Here is an 18,609-nt window from a genome sequence, read left to right as displayed (position 1 = left end):
CGGCATCGGCCGGTACGGCCGCGGCTTGCGCCGGCTGCTCGGCCAGCACGGCGGCAAAGGCGGCCGACGCCTGCGCGACCGCCCCTGGGCCGATCACGATCTGCACAGGCTCGCCGTGCACGACACCCAGCACCGCCGGCAACGCCTTCAGCGCGGCAACGTCGGCCCGGTCGGGATCGACGAGCACCAGGCGCAGCCGCGTCATGCAATGAAAATGACGGCGGACGTTCGACGCCCCGCCGATCGCCCCGAGTATTGCGCGAGCCAGCGCGTCGAATCGCGCGCTCTCATCCGAAGTCATGCCTTGCTCCTACAGATCGGTCCGTTGAATCACGCCTGCCCGCCGCTCAGGGCGGCTCGCACAGGTTCCATGCGAAAGGTATGGGTTCGCAATAATTGGACCGTACCAAATATCAAGAAGCTCGCAAAATCGTTCTTCTGATATCGATATTCCCTGTTCGGGGAAATCTCATGAAATCCGCTTGTACATGGGGCCGTCCCGGTTGATTCGCAGCGTGCCGCCCGGCTCTCGAAGCGATCACGGCCTCCATACCTATTTCAAAACATGTCCGTACCAATTATCATGAGACGAACTTCTTCCGGGAGAGCGCACGGCCATGCATCTGGAGCACCTTGTCACCGAGCAGCCCAACGGGCAAAGCGCGAATCTCGACGCGCTCGGCATCCCTGAAGCGCTGGCGCTGATGAACCGCGAGGACGCCGGCATCGCAGCACGCGTCGCGCACGCGCTGCCGGCGATCGCTTCCGGCGTGACGGTGATTGCCGACGCGCTGCGCGCGGGCGGGCGGCTGATCTACATCGGCGCCGGCAACAGCGGCCGCATCGGTTATCTCGACGCGCTCGAATGCCAGCCCACGTTCGGCACACAGCCGGGCGAGATCATCGGCATCGTCGCGGGCGGGTTCGCGGGCATCACGGAGTCGGTCGAGGATTCGGACACGCTTGGCCGCCAGGATCTCGATGCGGCCGGGCTCGCGCGCGGCGACGTGGTCGTCGGGCTTACCGCGAGCGGACGCACGCCATACGTGCTCGGCGCGCTGCGTCATGCGCGAGACACCGGGTGCCGGACCATCGCCGTCGCGTGCAACGTGGGCAGCGAGGCGGCCGCGCTCGCCGACGTGGCGATCGAGGTCGACTGCGGCCCCGAGGTGTTGACGGGCTCCACACGGCTGAAGGCCGGCACTGCGCAGAAAATGATCTGCAACATGCTGTCGACGATTTCGATGGTGGCGCTCGGCAAGACGTACGGCAACCTGATGGTCGACGTCCAGGTTCATAATCACAAGCTTCGCCGGCGGGCGATCGGCATCGTGTCGCAAGCGGCCGGCGTGCCCACCGACGTGGCGGAGCGCGCGCGCGAACAGGCCGGCGACCGGCCCCGCATCGCGATCCTCATGCTCTGCGCGGGCGTCGACCGGGCCGGCGCGGAGCGGCTGGCCGACGCCGCCGGCGGCTCGATCCGCCCGGCGCTCGCGACACTTGCGCGATCCCCGCGCGCATGACGCCCACACGAACCGCAACGACCCGTATGAAACCTTCAAATCCGATGCCGCGCGGCCGGCCCCGTGTCCGACCGGCCGGCCTGACCGACTTGTTCGACGCCACCCGGGCCGCGGAACTCCGCGCGCCGGGTGGCGACGGCGAATCGTCGATCTCGATGCGCCTCGCCCGCCTGCTGCGCGAGGCGATCGTCGAGGGTCGGCTGAAGACCGGCGAAAGCCTGCCGCCGGAACGCGAACTCGCCGAACACTTCCAGGTATCGCGGGACACCGTGCGGCGCGCGATCGACAGGCTCACGCGGCAAGGCCTGATCGAATCCCGGCGCGGCGCGGGCACGTTCGTCGCCGCCAGGGTCGAGCAGCAGCTCGCGCGGATCACCAGCTTCTCGGACGACATGCTGCGGCGCGGGCTCGCACCCGGGTCGCAGTGGATCAGGAGAACACTCGACCGCCCGACGCCCGACGAGTTGCTCGCGCTCGGCCTCGCGCCGGACGCGCAGGTGTTGCGCCTCGAACGCGTCAGAACGGCGGACGCAGTGCCGATGGCCATCGAGCGCGCGACGCTGCCGGCCGCACTGCTCGACTACAACGTCGATTTCGGCGAGTCGCTCTATCGCGCGCTGCAGGATGCCAACGTCCAGCCCGGCCGAGCGATCCAGCGCCTGCGCGCCGAGCTGGCTTCGGCCCGCGATGCCGAGTTGCTCGGCATTGGCACGGGCGATCCCGTGCTTTCCATCGAGCGCCGCTCGTTTTCGAGCGAAGGCTCGCCGCTCGAACTGACACGCTCGCTGTATCGCGGCGATCGATACGACTATGTCGCGGTGCTCGAGCATCCGACAGGCAATGCCACGACGGCATGAAGCAGTTCGATGCACACACGCCAGACTGATCGGCTGGCGTGTGGCGACTTACGCGGCCTTGGCAAGCTCCGCATCGATGGCGGCGACCAGCTTCGGGTCGTCCGCGGTCGTATCGGGCGAGAAACGCGCGACGACTTCGCCCGTGCGGCTCACGAGAAACTTCTCGAAGTTCCACAGCACCTCGGGCGCCGGATTCGGTTGAATACCGTAGCCTTCGAGGCGCGTACGGAACGGGCCGTCACCGGTCGCCTGCGGCTGCGCCTGGGTGAGCGAGCGATAGAGCGGATGCTGGTCGTCGCCGATCACGGAGATTTTCGAGAACAACGGAAACTTCACGCCGAAGGTGCCGGTGCAGAACGACTGGATTTCCGCATCGGTGCCCGGCTCCTGGCCTTTGAAGTTGTTGGCGGGGAACGCCAGCACTTCGAGGCCTTCGGTGCGCTTGCCTTCGTAGAGCGCTTCAAGACCTTCGTATTGCGGCGTCAGCCCGCATTTGGACGCCACGTTCACCACCAGCAGCACTTTGCCTTCGTAGGACCGCAGGGTCGTTTGCGCACCGTCGATCGCGTTGACAGGAATATCGTAAATCGTGCTCATGTCTGCATCCTTCAATTGATTGAATTGATTGGCGAACCGCTGGAATCGCGGCGTATCGCGTTCGTTGGAAAACCCTGCACGTCGTCGGCGAAGGCATGTTATCGACGCGCGTGATCTGCCCGTAGCAGAGCCCTATCCTACTGCGATCGGTCAATTTCTTGCTTGCAGGCGCGGGTGGAAGGGGCAGACTGGCGGCCTCGAGAGACGCCAGCCTTCGTTACAACGCCTGAGCGCTTGCATCAGCACCGCCTTGTTGCTGGGGCAGGCCATATGCGGATGCGCTGCCTGGCGATATCCGAACCGTGGTCAGACCTCCGAACGCTCCACGACCACCTCGCTGATTTGAAGCACGGGTTGTATATCCGTGTAATTGGCGATGTCGGCCATGATCTCCTGCGCGTGCGGGTCGCGGGCTGCCTGGAACGCTTCGACAGAGGTGCAGACGAAGTCGCACTTGGCCACGTAAACAGGATCGGCGCCCGGCGCACCGCCTGCGATGCCCTTGTCCACCGTGTAGTACAGACATGCAGCGCCGAGCCGCTGTTTCACCATTGGCATGTGCTTTTCACGGTAGTAGGCATGATCGAATCGCGCGCCTGCGGCGTACGGGTACATGACACTGACTTTGATCATCGGGTTCTCCTGTTGCTGCACGGTCATCGAGGCGCCGCCGCCCGCGAGACGACATCAGGTCGCCGATACAGGACGTGGCGAAGGCTTCTTGCAGAATTGGCGTACTCGTCCTTCTAACAAGCGCGACCCACTTTGGAAAAGCCGATTATCAACGAACGACACGGCCATGCCGAGTGACTGAAAATGGCCATCGGCAGCCCCATCCAGGCAGGCCAGGTCACCTTCGATCATTGCTTTTTTCGGTTGATCGCGGAAATCCATGGACATCAGACGCAACCGAATACGGCTTGACATAGAAGGCTGGACTAGACCACCCAGACAGCGTCTGGTCGTCTGACGTCAGTAACCAACGAAAATCAGCATTCGATCTGACGCTGCATTAAAAAGAATTTCATGTCATCGCGCCCCGGCATTGAAATCGGTTTCGGATCGCGATTAAAGCCGAGCATTTCGTAGAACGGGTAGGCCGATTCGCGCGCCGTGCACCAGAGCAACATTCCACGCTGTTCGCGGACATGGCGAATGGATAGATTGACCAGAAGACGCCCGAATCCCAGACCACGCACCGATGGATGGACGGCCATGCCGCGAAGGCGCCAGGCTTCAGCGTTCAAAACACCGGATTGTCCTTCTTTACACACCGACGCCACGGCAACAATGCTGTCATTATCACGAACGGCGAAGTGCGTCGTCGTTGGGGCGAGGTCTCCGTGTAGCGCGCTCCCCTCCTCATCTCCGGCCAGCAAGATTGCGGCCCTGAGGGGATAGGTTTCTTCCGCACGAACGGCGCAGATGGTAAAGCGCACATCTTGTGAAGTCATCTAATTATCAGCTCTCTTCGTGACGCAGATATTCTTCCGGTTCTCTTTCAGCATACCCACTCGCAAAATTAGCAGTTGCCGGGCGTTACCAGTAAGGGTAATTTCCTATCAGCCATTTCTTTTCCAATCATACGCTAACTGCGATCACAGATGACGTCGAAAGTCTCGACAGATGCAGAGCTCGCCTACGACGAGATCCGATCAAGGATCTTTGACGGCCGCCTTGCGCCCGGGCAGAAAGTATCCCATCGAGGACTGTCGGACGAGCTCGGCTTCGGTCAAATGCCCGTGCGCAGCGCATTGCATTTGCTCGAGTCCGAAGGGCTGGTCGTCGTGATCGAGAAGAGTGGCACCTATGTCGCATCGCCGACGACGAGCGATCTCCGCGAAATTTTTGAAATGCGGCTGGCCCTCGAAAGTACCGCTGCGTTTCTTGCAGCCAGGTCGGGCGTCACGGCAGACCTTCGCGAGGCGGCAGGGAAAATGCGCGAGCTGATTGACCAGGACGTCGCGGACATCATGCTCGAGCAACGTATCGGTTGGGTATTTCATCAAGCATTGTTCGCCGCCGCACGGAACGGGCGAATCTCATCGGCGTATGGTCTATTGCGGGCCCAAACCCTGGCGCTGAATGAACTCCCGCGTAGCGACGCTGAAACGGTTCGGCGCGGCACGATCGAGCACTTGCGCATCTATCACGCTATCGAAGCGAACGACGGCGAGCTTGCGCGTCAGCATATGTGGAATCACATCGTTGACGGTACGCCCGCACGGATAAAACTACTAAAGGCGCGGCATGAACACGAAAAATAAGGGACTTTCCCTCCCGATACAAATGCTTGGCGGGCTTGTCCTGGGCGTCGCTTGCGGCGTGTTTGCACCTGGCTTTGCCCCGAAGCTGGGCTTTCTGAGCACGATGTTCGGCCACGCGATCAAGATGGTCGTCATGCCGTTGATCTTCCTGTCGGTCACGGTCGGCGTCTTTCGTGCGGGCCGGCTTCGCGAGCGGCTTGGAAAAGTCGCACTGTCCAGTATCGCCTTCTTCGTTTTGATGACTGGCCTGGCCGCATCGCTCGGCCTGCTGCTCAACTTCGCATTTCGACCGGGTCTCGGGGCGAGCGTCACTCACACTGGATCGCTGCCCACGGCACTCGCGTCCAGCATCGACTGGACGAAATTTCTTGTTGATCTGATCCCCGCCAACATCGTCGCTGCGCTCTCTGCAGGGAATTCTCTCCCGGTACTCGTTTTCGGCGTGATTTTCGGTGCAGCATTGTCGGCTGCCCCGGAGCGTACCGAGCCCGCGATTGCCGTTTTCGAGGCGCTGCTGTCGGGACTCTTCAAGATGACCCAGTGGGTGATCGCATGGTCGCCGCTCGCGATCTTCGCCGCGATCGCGCAGTTGTTGTCAGCCAAGGGCTTTGCCGGCGTGCATTCGCTTATCGAGCTGCTGGGCGTGGCCTATCTCGGCATGGCGGTTCTGGCGGTTGTCCTCACCATCGTCATTCGCGTCGCCGGTCAGTCGCCTCTCGCCGTTCTCAGGAAGGTGAAGGAACCGCTGATCCTTGGTTTCACGACGCGTTCGTCCGAAATTACCTACCCGCTGCACCTGAAGAAGCTGGTTGAATTCGGCGTTCCCCACGGCGTGGCGTCCACGATCTTGCCTCTGGCCTATATTTTCAATCGCGACGGCGCGGTCCTCTACACGGCCCTCGCGGTCGGCTATCTGGCCGACGCCTATCATCTTGCCTGGTCCTGGCCGCTGGCGATTACGATTTTGATTTTGACGATCATCACCATCGACGGAGCAGCCAATGTGCCCTCCGGGGCAATCGTAGCCATCACCATCGTTCTGACGTCGATCGGGTTGCCGGCCGATGCGGTGCTGCTGCTGTTGGGTGTTGACGCCTTTTTCGACATGGGGAGAACCGCCCTCAACGTCTACGGGAGCACCGCGGCAGCTGCTGTTGCGGTGAAGCTTTCCGGTTCGGAGGACAGTATCGCCGCAGAAACCGTGACTCGTCAGGCGAGCGTGTAGGTGCTTCGGAAACGACGGGCGCAGGGCGCTTCAATGTGTTGCGCCCGCCCATTGCAAGGCGCCGAAGCCCATCCACTCGCGCATCCAGGTACGGCGAGGAGAACAGGATTGGATGAACGTTCGCTCCCATTCATCTTCAGCGAGTAGAGCGACGTATCTTTTGCAGGGGAAAGAGTATGGTTGGTTCAGAATCTGCAGATTTTTTTATGCTGCGCTTAGGTACGCCGCATCCGACCTGGGCGTTGCTTGATGACAGCAACATGATTGGCATGGGTGATCGTGACGGGGTGATGTGTGCCCTGTTCGAGCTGGATCGCAACCGGGTCGCACGGATCAGAGGATTGGGCCAATCGGTGGAGAGAATCCGGTGTATTTGCGATCGCGCTGGCCGGGAGCTGGATTTTTATCTCCATGGCAGGCAGATGTCTCGAGGCGTATGGGCCGGGGTCGCGTCGGCCGATCCTGACTATCTGCCGACCGACGCGATGATCGCAACATGGAAAGTACCGAAGAAGCCCTTCGATGCCTTCAAGTTTCCGAGCGTGAGTGCTCTTTTGGTCGCATCCGCTAGCCCAGCCTAAACTGCGATCACAGATTATTGCGCAAGCTCGAGACGGAAAGGCCCCGATTTTCGGAACCGATCGTTTGACATGACCGTCTGGCTGCACGCGCATGCCGTTCAGTGCCTACGGTTCTGGCACACTCAACCTCGGATCGCCAGAACCATTTTGCTGGCCAGTTCACCGGCCAGCGCTTTTCGCTCAAGGGTATGCGGTCATTGAGCGATGCCCCTTCATCGCGACGCTCAATCGCGAGGCTACGCGAAAGCCCCGCAAAAACATTCCACCAACAATGCAGCAGTACCTGCGTCGCACGTGACCAGACGCAATACGTGAAGTTACGCCAAGCTCTACGCCCGTCCGTTTCGAGACCGAGAACGCCACCCGCTCAACCTCCCGACGGCGCTCACAGCATCACCGCCCAAGCTCGCTGCTCGCCCCGAGCGCTCCCCGTTCGAACAAAATCCGAAACATTCAGCGAAACCGTATCAGCCTTCGCTTTTGAGCGCGTCTTCTGCGCGACTGCCAGGATCGGTGCCAAGTGCTCATAAAAGCATTCGAGCTGCCGCGCATCCGATGCCAGTCGCTCAAGGTCGCACGCCTTCTCGAGAATCAATCGAGCAATATGAAAACGCTGAAGCCCGCGGCCGACTCGAATCTGAAACACGACGCCATCGCTGCTATGCGGCACCCCCGCCCACACAAGTGAGCTGCAATCCATAAAGCCTCCGGAAAATCCCAATCGTCACATCAATATGCCAGCCATCTACGCCGTTGCATATTTGTATTTCAAAATTGTGGCGATTCATACATTGGCATATTCGCGAGATTCGAATATTGCGCCGCAGCAAGAGTGTCCGTAGACTGGGTTCGCGAGTCCAATGCAGTTGCCCTGCAGTCGCCCCATGACGGGAGAGCACGCCATGACGACTTCTTCACCAGCACTGAGCCAGGCGCCCCCAGCCCTCCACGTGTTCCAGCAAGATGGTGGTTGGCACTGGGGCATTACCGTTCCCCGCTCCGCGGGATCCGGATTCAAACTGATCGCATTCAGTCACGACATCTTTTCCACTGAAGACACGGCCCAACGCGATGGCGATCGGGCGTTGGCCACTATCGTCGCAAGTGACGTGCATTGAACGTGACGGATCGAGCAATTGCATCGTCCTTGAGTTTTCACAACCAACTGCAATACTCCTAACACCCTTCGACGCGAGACCAGTACCGCGCACGATGACGGACTCCGCCACTTGTCTGACCTACCCGATCGTCGGTGACGATCCAGGCCGGCCGCTCTCTTCCCGCGGCCCCGGTTGGGGTACGTTTCAATCACGCTCCCGGCGGACGTCATACGAGAAAAATGCAGCGCAGAGCCTGCTACACCCACTCCATCGCTCACCGTGTTTGAAAGCAATCGAGAGCAGATCGCTGCCGCGGTCAACCGGCATACGTTGTCGAAAGACGGCCGGCAGATCCCACTCGACCAGTCAGACTTCTGAACCGATGCCAGCTTGCAGGCCGGCATGCCGATCGCAGACAGGAGACGTTACATGAACATCCGGATCTTGATTCCCTGCACCCTGGCTCTGGTTGCCCTCAGTGCGCACGCTGCAGATATCACCGGCGCAGGCAGCACTTTTGCGGCACCGATCTACGCAAAGTGGGCAGATGCGTACAAGAAGTCGGGCGGTGGCAAAGTCAACTACCAGGGCATCGGCTCGTCGGGCGGCCTGAAGCAAATCAACGCAAAGACCGTCGATTTTGCCGGTTCGGACGCTCCGCTGAAGGATGACGAGCTCGCGAAGGCAGGCCTGTTCCAGTTCCCGACGGTGGTCGGCGGCGTGGTGCCGGTCGTCAACGTGCCGGGCGTGAAGGCCGGCGAACTGACGTTGTCGGGCCCGGTGCTCGGCGACATCTTCCTCGGCAAGATCACGAAGTGGAACGACCCCGCAATCACCGCACTGAACCCGAAGGTCAAGCTATCGGATACGGACATCGCCGTGGTTCGCCGCGCCGACGGTTCGGGCACGAGCTTCATCTGGACGAACTACCTGTCGAAGGTGAACGGCACCTGGAAATCGAAGGTCGGCGAAGGCACGACGGTCAACTGGCCGACGGGCACGGGCGGCAAGGGCAATGACGGCGTTGCAGCGTTCGTGCAGCGCCTGCCCGGCTCGATCGGCTACGTCGAATGGGCGTATGCGAAGAAGAACAACATGGTCTACATCGCGCTGAAGAACTCGTCGGGCACGGTGGTCGAACCGAAGACCGAAACGTTCAAGGCCGCTGCCGCAGGTGCGAACTGGTCGAAGTCGTTCTACCAGATCCTGACGGACGAGCCGGGCAAGGACGCGTGGCCGGTCGTCGGCGCGACGTTCGTGCTGCTGCACGCCACGCAAGAAAAACCGGCACAAGGTGCGGAAACGCTCAAGTTCTTCGACTGGGCATTCCATAACGGCAATCAGGCCGCCACGGATCTCGACTACATCTCGCTTCCCGATTCCGTGGTGGCCGAAATTCGCAAGCAATGGAAAGTGAAGGTCAAGGATGCCTCCGGTAAGCCGGTTGCAAACTGAATGCGCCGGATGGGACATGCAATCGCCGGCATTCGCCTCGCAGCGAAGGAGGACGTCCCTTCGATGACCTTCCAGAAGGTCCGTCATGACCGACAATCGACGCACACCGTAATGGCGAGCGTACTTGATGTGAACATCGGACGGACGCACTGCCGATCACGTTGCAATCAGCGGACAATTTGAACCATGAGCGAAGAAGCGCTTCACCGAGCCGACGCGTTCCTGAAAGGCTGACGCATATGCCTTGCGAAGCCTGCACGAACATGCACCTGATGTCCGATCCTGTCGCACATCGCGGACTGGTGGAATTGCACAAGCCAACGAAATTGCGGCCGCTAGGTCGACCTGCAATTGTGGTGCGACAGTATCGCTGCCGTCTTTGCAAGACGAACTGGCTGGTGGAGTCCGATCCGTCGCAAACCGGGGGCACCGAGTGGCTCTGCCTGAATGAGTCATCGAACATTCTCGCCCCCGCCTCCATACGACAGCCAAACGACGTGGCAACCGAGCGCCCCGGAGAAGCCGGGGTCGGGAACACGACGTTACTGCCGAACCCGGCTCACGGCGATGGCGGCAGCGCCATCTTTTTTGGCGCTACGCCAGGTAAGGCGTGATGTTCGTCAGCGCCCGAGCAACGTACTCGTCCTTCTCCCCGACCGGCGCGACGTAGTGCAGTGCGCTCCGTGCGGCTTCCTCGCCCTCCAGGCGCGCAATGATCCACGCGGCCAGATACTGCGATGCAAAGCAGCCACCTGCCGTTGCGACATTGCCTTGAGCGAAGAACGGTTGATTGAGGACTTCGACGCCCGCCTCGACGACCCAGGGTTTGGTTGTGAGATCCGTGCACGCCGGGACGTTGTCGAGAAGGCCAAGCTTTGCCAGAACCAGCGTGCCCGAACACTGGGCGCCAATCAGTTGCCGGGCCGGATCGAGATTCAACTGCTCCATCAGCGTCGCGTCGTTGACGACATCCCGGGTTCGAATACCGCTCCCGACGATGACGGCATCCGCCGTGCATGCATCCGCCAACGTCGACTGCGCCTGCACGGTCACACCATTCATCGACGTGACGAAATGCTCCGGGCATGACAGCGTTACCCGCCAGTCGGGCTTCTTGATTCGGTTGAGTACGCCCAGCGCGATGAGCGAGTCGAGTTCGTTGAAGCCCTGGAAGGTCAGAATGGCGATGTGCATGGGGTGCCCTGGCTGAGGTCTGTCGATGCATATTGCCAGATCGGCGTGATGAACGGATTTACGTTGGCGAAAACTTGCTGTTGTGGCCACCGCTATCTGGTCAGAAGGTGCGCTTCGCGTGCCCACATCAGCGCGGCTTTCCGGATCGGCCGTTACCGCCCCGAAAGCGACACGCGAGCTTTTCGATATCGGCCATTCGTTCGATCAGAACGTGAAGCAGGTGCGGAATCGCAGAATATTGGCGGCAGCGGCACCAAGAGGCACCGCACCAGTCTCTGCATATCGCCAGTCAGACGTCGCCGTGCTGCTGCGAACCGCACCCGTCACATACGCGTTAAAGCCCAAGCGCCTGTTCCAGTCGCCGCATTTCTTCTCGCCACTGTTCCTGTAGTTGCGGCTTTTGATGTTTCGGTTTGCGTACGAGTTCTGCCGCCAGCCATGCGTCCAACTGACACCACCGTTGCCACTGCGCCTCAGCGTCACTGCTGGTGGATTGAACGCCGGTATGGTTCCGTGTGGTCGGAATCTGCTCGGGTGCAGCGGGCTCACGAGATGTGAACAAATTTCGATACGCGCTTTCAGCATCCGGCAATTCCTGCAAGCGCCCGTTATGGATTGCCCAGAAGCGATTGCAACTGTGCTCGATCAATTCACGGTCGTGCGAAACCAGGATGAAACCGCCATCGAACGCCGCCAGCGCGGCAGCGAGTTCGCCCTTACCTTCCATATCCAGGTGATTGGTCGGTTCGTCGAGCCACAACAGGTGGTAGCTCGCCATGGACAGCGCGAGAAAGAGCAGACGAGCCCGCTCGCCGCCACTGAGCGTGGCGACGGTCTGACCATGGCGGACATATGCAAACCCGGCGGAAATCAAAGCCTGCCGTCGCTCTCTGTCGCCGACTGGCGCAAATTTATATAGCGCGTCAGACAAAGTGGCGTCGTCGGCCAGTTGATGCAATGACTGATCGTAGTAGGCGATGCGCGCCGCCGGATGATAACGCCAACCCATGCGCGCTTCGCCCTGCTGCAGATCGCTCCAGCACTGGCGCAGCAACGAGGATTTGCCCGTGCCATTGCTGCCCAGGAGCGCGACCTTGTCACCTGGCCGCAACCACAAATCGTGAACCTCAAACAGGATCGGTTCTTCCGCCTGGGCGCGTACATGCAGCCCTTCGAAGGCCATCAGACGGTCCGCCGCCAATGGTCTCCCTTGTAGCTTCAGGCGCCACGGGCTGCCACGACTCACAAAGGTCTGGTCTTCCTTTAGTTTTTCGACACGCCTTTGCATGGACTTCGCTTGGCGCGACAGTTTCTCGTTGTCGTGCTCGCGCCCCCAGATGGCCAGACGTTTGCTGCTGGCGGCCAGCCGGTCTATCTCGCTTTGCTCGCCTGCATGACGCGCCTGTGCCGTTGCATCGGCCTCGGCCAACGCGACCAGGGCCCGGCTGCACGGCATATCGAAACTGTACAAGCGCTGATCGCGCAGAATCCAGCTTTTGTCGCTGAGGCTGTCCAGAAGTCGCGCGTCGTGCGATACCAGGATGAAGCCGCCCTGCCAGCGGCGCAGGAAATTTTCCAGCCACAATAACGACGGGAGATCCAGATGATTGCTTGGTTCATCAAGCAACAGCAGATTCGGCTGCGCAAGTACCGCACGTCCCAGCAGCAGACGCGTGTGCTGACCGCCGCTCAGGTCGGAAACGGGTGTGTCCGCCGCAGTGGCCAGTTCCAAATCGTCCAGCAGACTGTCTACCCGCCAATGCTCGGCCTGTTGCCCGCCGACGCTCTCCAGCAACGCCTCTCGCGTCGTCAGGTCGGCAAGTCTCGGCGGGAGATGCTGCTCGACGTGTTGCAGCCGGCACATTGCCGCATATTGCACGCTACCGACACTGGGTTCGCGGCTGCCCGCCAATACATCAAGCAGACTGCTCTTGCCACAGCCGTTGTGGCCGATCAGGCCGATGCGGTCGCCCAGTTTTACGGTAAAGGAAAGGTCCTGGAATAGCGGGCCATGGCCGGTTTCCAGATTCAAGGAAAGTGCGGAAATCAGGGTTGTCATGCTCTTGCTCTCGTTTTTTCGGGACGTGTTCGTCCCTGTCAACAGGAGCGCTGGCGACAACTTTGGAGTCGAGAAAGGACTCGGAAGGAGAAGGCTTTGCTCTGACCGGGTTATCGCAGCGCGATGGAACTCAGGCAAGAGCAGGCGAATGTGCTGAACCAATGTGCCAACATCAGTGGGCGCATGAGCAAAACCATATTTACCTCCTTTTTAAAAAAGAGTTGGATGTAGCGGCGGAGTTTATCCCGGCTCACATCGGTTATACAAGCCGCGGGAGTGACGGCTCGCAGCTTCTTCCAGGAAAGATCGCGGCATGCTTCGCAGCAACTCGCTATTGGGCGGCCAATATCTGTTTTGAAGAACGTGTTCTGAGTGACTGCTGCTGTCCGATGCGGCCGGCGAGGCCCGACCCGATGCTGCCGGTCGAGCCGTTGCACCTCGATGGCAAGTGTCAGAGCACAACAGACACGCGTTCCGAAGATCCGAAAGCTTGTCCTCTCTTAGAGGATCGGTTGCAGCAACTGAGGGCCCGGCGTACCACGCAATTGACCTGACTTCGGCCACGCATCCAGCGCGACTCGAGCCCCCCAATGGCAAGCAATGGTCAGAGATCTCCGCGCACTTCACCCGTTCCCAGCGCACTCCGCTGTCGGTTGATTTCCGCCCAAAGTTCATCACTGTCGTCTTCGCGCAGCACGACCATCCAGTCCAGTTGATCGTCAGTCACGTCGAAGTATTCCAGGATTTCCTGGCGAGTCGCGTCGATGAACTCCGCGTATTCCGGGGTTGCCTGGGCCTGCGCGTGCAAGGCGTCGTATTCGGCATCGTCCGCGCCGCCGCCTTGCTCGTCGATATAGCGCGAGATCCACTGGTCTCGTTCGCGGTCGTAGTCTGCCTCGGCGCGCATCGCCTGCAAAGCCGTGTAGATATCCAGTTGGGCAAACGCGGCGATCGCAGCCGTTGTCGCCTCGTCGAATGTAGTCATCATTCCATCTCTCATGTCGGTCATGGCACATCATCGCACGGGCCGCACCCGGGCAGGCGCCTCGAATCCGGACCGCGCAACATGCCGCCTGGCGCCGATGATTGATCGGAGCAAAAGGCATCACGATCGCGAGATTCACGCCTTCCGGTGCGCAACTCATCGCGGACGCCTGCGCAACAGGGCACTGCAAGCACTGCAATGAAAACACCCAAGCACGGCTGATCGCAGAACAAGCTTCGAGCGTATCGCCGCAAGCGTCACGCCGGCACTTGAGCGCCATTGCGGGCGCCGGCCGTGAATGGCGCATGATGGCCGAACCGAACGCCGTCGGATACCTCCGTGGTGATCCGTTACCGGCTCAAAACGATCCTGAACGGACTGCCGGCATTCCCGACCAAGGCCTATCAGCCTGGTGTTTTGCCGACTGCAGATGACTACAGTCGGCCCTGGATACAAGCTATGCAGAGCCGACGCACTTGGTCATCGGCACGCACGCCAATTCCAGTCCGCTCGACGTTCGGTACGTCGAAATCGATGTACCCGACCAGCCACAAGAGCGATAAAACGGCGCCGCGTTCAGCGTGGCATCGAGACGCATCGAGGCAAGCCCATGATCGCGAGCCAATGCTTCGAGTGACGCCAGCATGTTGCGTCCAACACCGCGCCCCATGTGAGACGGCCGGACGAAGATGGCATCCACTTGCCCGTTTGCGACGGTAAGCATGCCGGTGCCCACGACCAACTCGCCATCGACGGCTACGTAAAAGTCGCGTTCGACGATGCGGGCCCACTTGTCGGTCGGCGATCCGGCCACCCAGGCTGACAAGGACGCTTCTGGGTAATATTCAGCACACGCAACCCGTACCGAAGCTTTGCGGATTTCCCACGTATCGAGTACATCGCCGCCATTCGCTTTTCGTATTGTCAGCATGCCGCGCTCCCGGGCGTGATCTGCCAGATCAAGGCGTCGACAACGCGCAAAAGATTAACAACACATGATTTTTCGTCCATGCAATCACTCCGATTGGTGCCAATGCAAACGGAGCGATTGAAACGACACGGCCCCGTCACGAGTGGCGGGGCCGCTGAGGAAATCTACGTACGATGTATGAACGTCACGATTCCCACGACTCGCCACCGGCGGTCATGGCGCACATCATCAATTTTCGCGCGTCGTGGTTCATGACCGAAAGGTTGCCGTTCGGTAACGTGGCTGTCAAGAACGATTGGGATATCGTTACCGATTCAGGTAATCGGCGTGACAGGCTCAACCGAAAAGTCGATATGCCCGAGCACATAATGTGGCAATTCAGTCGCAGGTCTCAGCGGTGTGATTGCGCTCATACCGTTCGGTGCGCGCCCAGGATGTCGAGTCGTTGAAAACGCGCACATGCCATAATTCGCCGATTCCTGAGCTACCGGACGCATCGTGTCATACGCGAAATGATTTTGATCAGATCACTTGCCGCCTACCTGTTGATGGCTGGATGTCTTGCTACGGCACACGCCGAAACGTATCCACCAGAAGTATCGAGAAACATCGACAAGCTTCAGTCCAAATGCGCCCGCAAGTCCAACGATCCCAAGGCGCCAGCCTGCATCGAATACAAGGCCACGTTGGCCCGCACCATTCCGTCTGCCGTCCAGGCACTGATGCATCAGGAAGAAGTGGCCAATGACAAATGCCGGAACGGCCCGGCACCGAAATTATTGCCTGACGGGCAATATGCGCCGGGAAGCGCGTGCGCACAACGCGAACAGCTGATGAAGACCATTCACCAGCACAACTGGTGCTGGGGTCATACGGACATGGATAGCTACCTTCCGGGTTGGGTGATCTGTCATCCCGGTGAATGGCAGTAAGGCCGCACCAATAACAGGACGGGATTTCCGCAAGGCTGTCGAGGCGGATTGCAGATCCAGATCCTGCTCGTCGCCGGCGATGCCTGCGCCCGTTGTGGCCGCAGCAAACAGTCGAACCGGTTTCGCGGCAATCCGTCCAGCCGCTCGATCTACCTTGGCCGCGCTAACCCTGGACGCCGCCCTGGCATCCGCAGCGGGCTCTTGTCCACGCGGACCTTCCCGAGCCTCCGCTTTCAACTGCAGATTCAACCCGTCGAAGCAACACCCTCGAGTCTGCCTACGGCCCCCGAACCGCCTGCCGTACTCAATGGCTGGAGTGACACATTGCCACGAATCAGGACGGACGCTTCCCTCGCCCACCAGCAGGTTTGCCAGCAGGTTTGCCAGCCGGCTGGCGCGCTCCCGCCGCTGGCTTGGCGGCGGATTTACCACGCGGCTTCTGCACGCTGAACGGACTGCCAATGGTGTAGTCCGGTCCGTTACCAGCCGGTTTCGCGTGCGCCGCCGCAGGCTTCCGCTTGCTTTCGCCATTCTGCGGACGCGGCTTTTTACCCGGCACCGGTATGGCAGCCGACGCAGCGTGCGGCACTTTCGGTTTCTTGGGCTTTTTGGGTTTCTTGATGATCTCGCCCGTCGCGCTGGTTTCCGGCACGCGGTGTTCGGCCTCGAAACCCGGCTCCTCTTCACGGCGAAGCGTCTGCTTGATCAACGCTTCGATCGCGGCCAGTTGCGGCGCTTCGTCCGCACACACCAGGGACACCGCCACACCGCTGGCGCCCGCGCGGCCGGTACGGCCAATACGGTGCACATAGTCTTGCGCCACGATCGGCAGGTCCACGTTGATCACCAGCGGCAGGTCGTCGATATCCAGCCCGCGCGCCGCCACATCGGTGGCTACCAGCATCTGGACTTCGCCCGTCTTGAAGCGCTCCAGCGCACGCAGGCGCGCCGGTTGCGGCTTGTCGCCGTGGATGGTGTCGACTGCATAGCCCGCTTCGTCCAGCATCGCCGCGAGGTAATCCACGCCATTGCGCGTCTTGACGAATACCAGCGCATGCTCCCACTTGTTCTCGGCCACGAGGTGCATGAACAGGTCGGGCTTGTTCCGCTTGTCCACCGTCACCACCCACTGCTTGATCTTGCTGGCCGTGGCATTGGGCGGGCTGACGCTGATGTTGACCGGACCGCGCAGAATGGTCGCCGCCATCGCGCGGATATCGTCGGAAAACGTGGCGGAGAACAGCAAGGTCTGGCGCTGCGCGGGCAGCGCGGCAAAGACGGCGTTGAGCTCGCGCGCAAAGCCGAGATCCAGCATGCGGTCGGCTTCGTCCAGCACCAGCGTTTGCACCTGATCGAACTGCACCGCGTTCTGGCGGTTGAGATCCAGCAAACGGCCCGGCGTGGCGACGAGCACATCCACGCCCTTGCGCAGCTTCATCATCTGCGGGTTGATACTCACGCCGCCGTAAGCAGCCAGAAATCGCAAATCGAGGCCCTTGCCGTAAGCGACAAAGCTTTGCAGCACCTGTTCAGCCAGTTCACGCGTGGGCACCAGCACGAGAACTCGTGCGCGGTTGCTGGACACCGCCGGGCCGTGTTGCACCAGCCGCTGCAACAGCGGCAGCGCAAAACCCGCCGTCTTGCCCGTGCCGGTCTGGGCGCCCGCCATCACGTCCTTGCCACCGAGCACGGCAGGAATCGCCTTGGCCTGCACCGGCGTAGGGGCCTGGTAATTGAGGTCCTGCAGGTTACGCAGCAAGGGATCGATCAGGCCAAGCGAGGCAAAAGACATGGACGTATTCCGGACTAAAACCGCAATTCTAGCGGTTGCCGGGCGAATCAAGGCCCACTGCCCCTGACTGGAAGGCGCCGACGGTGAGCGACGACACGGCCACCCGGCACAGCCGCTGGCGCGAAGCAAGCCAATCAAACCCCTTTTCCCGCATCAAATCGCCTCTCGCAGCCGCTCAGCCCCGTTGCCCGTCTATCACGCTCGGGCCACGAGATGACGGAAACGCACATAAATCGCGCCTCCCGGTTGGCAACGAAGGCAAGCTTGCGCCGCTCGACGCTCCGCCATGACGAAAGCCAGGTGATAAGCTCGATGCCGACGATCAGTCGCGCATCGACGCGCCCCGAACCCTACGACCGCAACGAGCCTCCCATGCCTCTCGCCCCCTCCGTCCTCTCCGCGTTCACGCCGACCGGCAAGCTGCGCGCGTCGATCAACCTCGGCAACCCGATCCTCGCGAACCGCGACCCGGTAACCGGCGAACCGTTCGGCGTGTCGATCGACCTCGCGCGCGCGTTCGCCGAACGCCTGTCGGCCGAGCTGGAGCTCGTGGTGTTCGACGCCGCCGGCAAATCGGTGCAGGCGCTGACCGACGAGCGCGCCGATTTCGGCTTCTTCGCGGTCGATCCGCTGCGTGGCGAAACGGTCGCGTTCACGGCGCCGTATGTGCTGATCGAGGGGTTCTATCTCGTGCGCGAAGCGTCGCCGATCCGCACGAACGCGGACGTCGACCAGCCGGGCAACCGCGTGACCGTCGGCAAAGGCAGCGCCTACGACCTGTTCCTCACGCGCGAACTGAAGGCCGCGCAGATCGTGCGTGCGCCGACGTCGCAAGCCGTCGTGCAAACCTTCATCGAACAGCAACTGGAAGTGGCTGCCGGCGTGAAGCAGCAGCTCGAGAGCGACGCGGCTAAAACGTCCGGCCTGCGCCTGCTCGACGAGCGGTTCATGGTGATCCGGCAGGCCATGGGGGTGCCGAAGAGTCGCGGCGAAGCGGCCGCGGCCATGCTGAATGCGTTCGTCGAGGAAATGAAGGCGTCGGGCTTCGTCGCGGATTCATTGCGGCGGCATGGCATCACCGGCGCATCCGTCGCGCCGCAGGCGTGATTGA

The 18,609-nt window shown here is 61.1% G+C and carries 22 protein-coding genes; 11 read left to right on the top strand and 11 right to left on the bottom strand.

Annotation, left to right across the window (positions count from 1 at the left end):
- Window positions 1-301 (bottom strand): PTS transporter subunit EIIB (locus G3N93_RS07770; protein WP_206132717.1); only part of this gene is annotated, 301 nt, incomplete at its 3' end.
- A gap of 316 nt (window positions 302-617) precedes the next feature.
- Here G3N93_RS07770 and murQ point away from each other — a divergent pair.
- Complete coding sequence (murQ, locus tag G3N93_RS07765) at window positions 618-1,523, top strand: N-acetylmuramic acid 6-phosphate etherase (protein ID WP_206132716.1); 906 nt, start codon at window positions 618-620, stop codon at window positions 1,521-1,523.
- 89 nt (window positions 1,524-1,612) lie between these two features.
- A complete protein-coding gene (locus G3N93_RS07760; protein ID WP_241026454.1) occupies window positions 1,613-2,380 on the top strand; it encodes a GntR family transcriptional regulator in 768 nt (255 codons plus the stop codon).
- 48 nt (window positions 2,381-2,428) lie between these two features.
- On the opposite strand, the gene G3N93_RS07755 is transcribed toward G3N93_RS07760, so the two are convergent.
- From G3N93_RS07755 to G3N93_RS07740, 4 genes are all read right to left on the bottom strand, one after another.
- Window positions 2,429-2,977: a glutathione peroxidase gene (locus G3N93_RS07755; protein WP_206132715.1), complete on the bottom strand. Its 549-nt coding sequence runs from the start codon at window positions 2,975-2,977 to the stop codon at window positions 2,429-2,431.
- A gap of 306 nt (window positions 2,978-3,283) precedes the next feature.
- Complete coding sequence (locus G3N93_RS07750) at window positions 3,284-3,610, bottom strand: EthD family reductase (RefSeq protein ID WP_174938818.1); 327 nt, start codon at window positions 3,608-3,610, stop codon at window positions 3,284-3,286.
- A 54-nt stretch (window positions 3,611-3,664) separates the two neighbouring features.
- Entirely contained in the window at window positions 3,665-3,877 is a 213-nt protein-coding gene (locus G3N93_RS07745; RefSeq protein WP_206132714.1) for a hypothetical protein, read from the bottom strand.
- 89 nt (window positions 3,878-3,966) lie between these two features.
- A complete protein-coding gene (locus G3N93_RS07740) occupies window positions 3,967-4,431 on the bottom strand; it encodes a GNAT family N-acetyltransferase (protein WP_206132713.1) in 465 nt (154 codons plus the stop codon).
- Between the two features lie 150 nt (window positions 4,432-4,581).
- Here G3N93_RS07740 and G3N93_RS07735 point away from each other — a divergent pair, with 150 nt between their 5' ends.
- The 3 genes from G3N93_RS07735 (at window position 4,582) to G3N93_RS07725 (ending at window position 7,050) form a co-directional block, all read left to right on the top strand.
- Window positions 4,582-5,244 (top strand): GntR family transcriptional regulator, encoded by a 663-nt coding sequence (locus G3N93_RS07735; RefSeq protein WP_174933197.1) that lies wholly within the window; start codon window positions 4,582-4,584, stop codon window positions 5,242-5,244.
- Window positions 5,228-6,469, top strand: coding sequence for a dicarboxylate/amino acid:cation symporter (locus G3N93_RS07730; RefSeq protein ID WP_174933199.1), 1,242 nt, complete (start codon window positions 5,228-5,230; stop codon window positions 6,467-6,469). The genes G3N93_RS07735 and G3N93_RS07730 overlap by 17 nt, the downstream gene beginning before the upstream one ends.
- 176 nt (window positions 6,470-6,645) lie before the next feature.
- On the top strand, window positions 6,646-7,050 hold the full coding sequence (locus tag G3N93_RS07725; RefSeq protein WP_206132712.1) for a hypothetical protein: 405 nt from the start codon (window positions 6,646-6,648) through the stop codon (window positions 7,048-7,050).
- A 385-nt stretch (window positions 7,051-7,435) separates the two neighbouring features.
- Here the strand turns inward: G3N93_RS07725 and G3N93_RS07720 are convergent, their stop codons facing one another.
- Window positions 7,436-7,750 carry a hypothetical protein gene (locus G3N93_RS07720; RefSeq protein ID WP_206132711.1) on the bottom strand — a complete coding sequence of 105 codons (315 nt, stop codon included), beginning with the start codon at window positions 7,748-7,750 and terminating at the stop codon, window positions 7,436-7,438.
- Window positions 7,751-7,952: 202 nt separating this feature from the next.
- Here G3N93_RS07720 and G3N93_RS07715 point away from each other — a divergent pair, with 202 nt between their 5' ends.
- Together G3N93_RS07715 and pstS are read left to right on the top strand one after the other, a co-directional pair.
- Window positions 7,953-8,168, top strand: coding sequence for a hypothetical protein (locus G3N93_RS07715; protein ID WP_174938715.1), 216 nt, complete (start codon window positions 7,953-7,955; stop codon window positions 8,166-8,168).
- A gap of 411 nt (window positions 8,169-8,579) precedes the next feature.
- On the top strand, window positions 8,580-9,605 hold the full coding sequence (pstS, locus tag G3N93_RS07710; RefSeq protein WP_206132710.1) for a phosphate ABC transporter substrate-binding protein PstS: 1,026 nt from the start codon (window positions 8,580-8,582) through the stop codon (window positions 9,603-9,605).
- 594 nt (window positions 9,606-10,199) lie between these two features.
- Here the strand turns inward: pstS and G3N93_RS07705 are convergent.
- Window positions 10,200-10,799 (bottom strand): DJ-1/PfpI family protein, encoded by a 600-nt coding sequence (locus tag G3N93_RS07705; RefSeq protein ID WP_206132709.1) that lies wholly within the window; start codon window positions 10,797-10,799, stop codon window positions 10,200-10,202.
- Between the two features lie 334 nt (window positions 10,800-11,133).
- Window positions 11,134-12,858 carry an ABC-F family ATP-binding cassette domain-containing protein gene (locus G3N93_RS07700; RefSeq protein WP_206132708.1) on the bottom strand — a complete coding sequence of 575 codons (1,725 nt, stop codon included), beginning with the start codon at window positions 12,856-12,858 and terminating at the stop codon, window positions 11,134-11,136.
- Window positions 12,859-12,920: 62 nt separating this feature from the next.
- Here G3N93_RS07700 and G3N93_RS07695 point away from each other — a divergent pair, with 62 nt between their 5' ends.
- The gene (locus G3N93_RS07695; RefSeq protein ID WP_206132707.1) at window positions 12,921-13,412 is read left to right on the top strand and encodes a hypothetical protein; all 492 of its coding nucleotides are present in this window, start codon (window positions 12,921-12,923) and stop codon (window positions 13,410-13,412) included.
- 50 nt (window positions 13,413-13,462) lie between these two features.
- On the opposite strand, the gene G3N93_RS07690 is transcribed toward G3N93_RS07695, so the two are convergent.
- Window positions 13,463-13,846 carry an ATP-dependent protease gene (locus G3N93_RS07690; protein WP_206132706.1) on the bottom strand — a complete coding sequence of 128 codons (384 nt, stop codon included), beginning with the start codon at window positions 13,844-13,846 and terminating at the stop codon, window positions 13,463-13,465.
- Window positions 13,847-13,944: 98 nt separating this feature from the next.
- Here G3N93_RS07690 and G3N93_RS07685 point away from each other — a divergent pair, with 98 nt between their 5' ends.
- On the top strand, window positions 13,945-14,277 hold the full coding sequence (locus tag G3N93_RS07685; RefSeq protein WP_206132705.1) for a hypothetical protein: 333 nt from the start codon (window positions 13,945-13,947) through the stop codon (window positions 14,275-14,277).
- A 23-nt stretch (window positions 14,278-14,300) separates the two neighbouring features.
- Here the strand turns inward: G3N93_RS07685 and G3N93_RS07680 are convergent, their stop codons facing one another.
- Window positions 14,301-14,774 carry a GNAT family N-acetyltransferase gene (locus tag G3N93_RS07680; protein ID WP_206132704.1) on the bottom strand — a complete coding sequence of 158 codons (474 nt, stop codon included), beginning with the start codon at window positions 14,772-14,774 and terminating at the stop codon, window positions 14,301-14,303.
- Window positions 14,775-15,286: 512 nt separating this feature from the next.
- Between G3N93_RS07680 and G3N93_RS07675 the strand changes: the two genes are divergently transcribed.
- On the top strand, window positions 15,287-15,706 hold the full coding sequence (locus tag G3N93_RS07675; protein WP_174938703.1) for a hypothetical protein: 420 nt from the start codon (window positions 15,287-15,289) through the stop codon (window positions 15,704-15,706).
- 334 nt (window positions 15,707-16,040) lie between these two features.
- On the opposite strand, the gene G3N93_RS07670 is transcribed toward G3N93_RS07675, so the two are convergent.
- Window positions 16,041-17,498 carry a DEAD/DEAH box helicase gene (locus G3N93_RS07670; protein WP_206132703.1) on the bottom strand — a complete coding sequence of 486 codons (1,458 nt, stop codon included), beginning with the start codon at window positions 17,496-17,498 and terminating at the stop codon, window positions 16,041-16,043.
- Between the two features lie 372 nt (window positions 17,499-17,870).
- Here G3N93_RS07670 and G3N93_RS07665 point away from each other — a divergent pair, with 372 nt between their 5' ends.
- A complete protein-coding gene (locus G3N93_RS07665) occupies window positions 17,871-18,605 on the top strand; it encodes an ABC transporter substrate-binding protein (RefSeq protein WP_206132702.1) in 735 nt (244 codons plus the stop codon).
- The last annotated feature ends 4 nt before the right edge of the window (window positions 18,606-18,609 follow it).

The sequence above is a fragment of the Burkholderia sp. Se-20378 genome (assembly GCF_017104665.1).
Classification (GTDB): Bacteria; Pseudomonadota; Gammaproteobacteria; order Burkholderiales; family Burkholderiaceae; genus Burkholderia; species Burkholderia lata.
The sequence above is the reverse complement of the archived record's forward strand: the minus strand, read 5'-3'. Positions and strand labels throughout refer to the sequence as shown.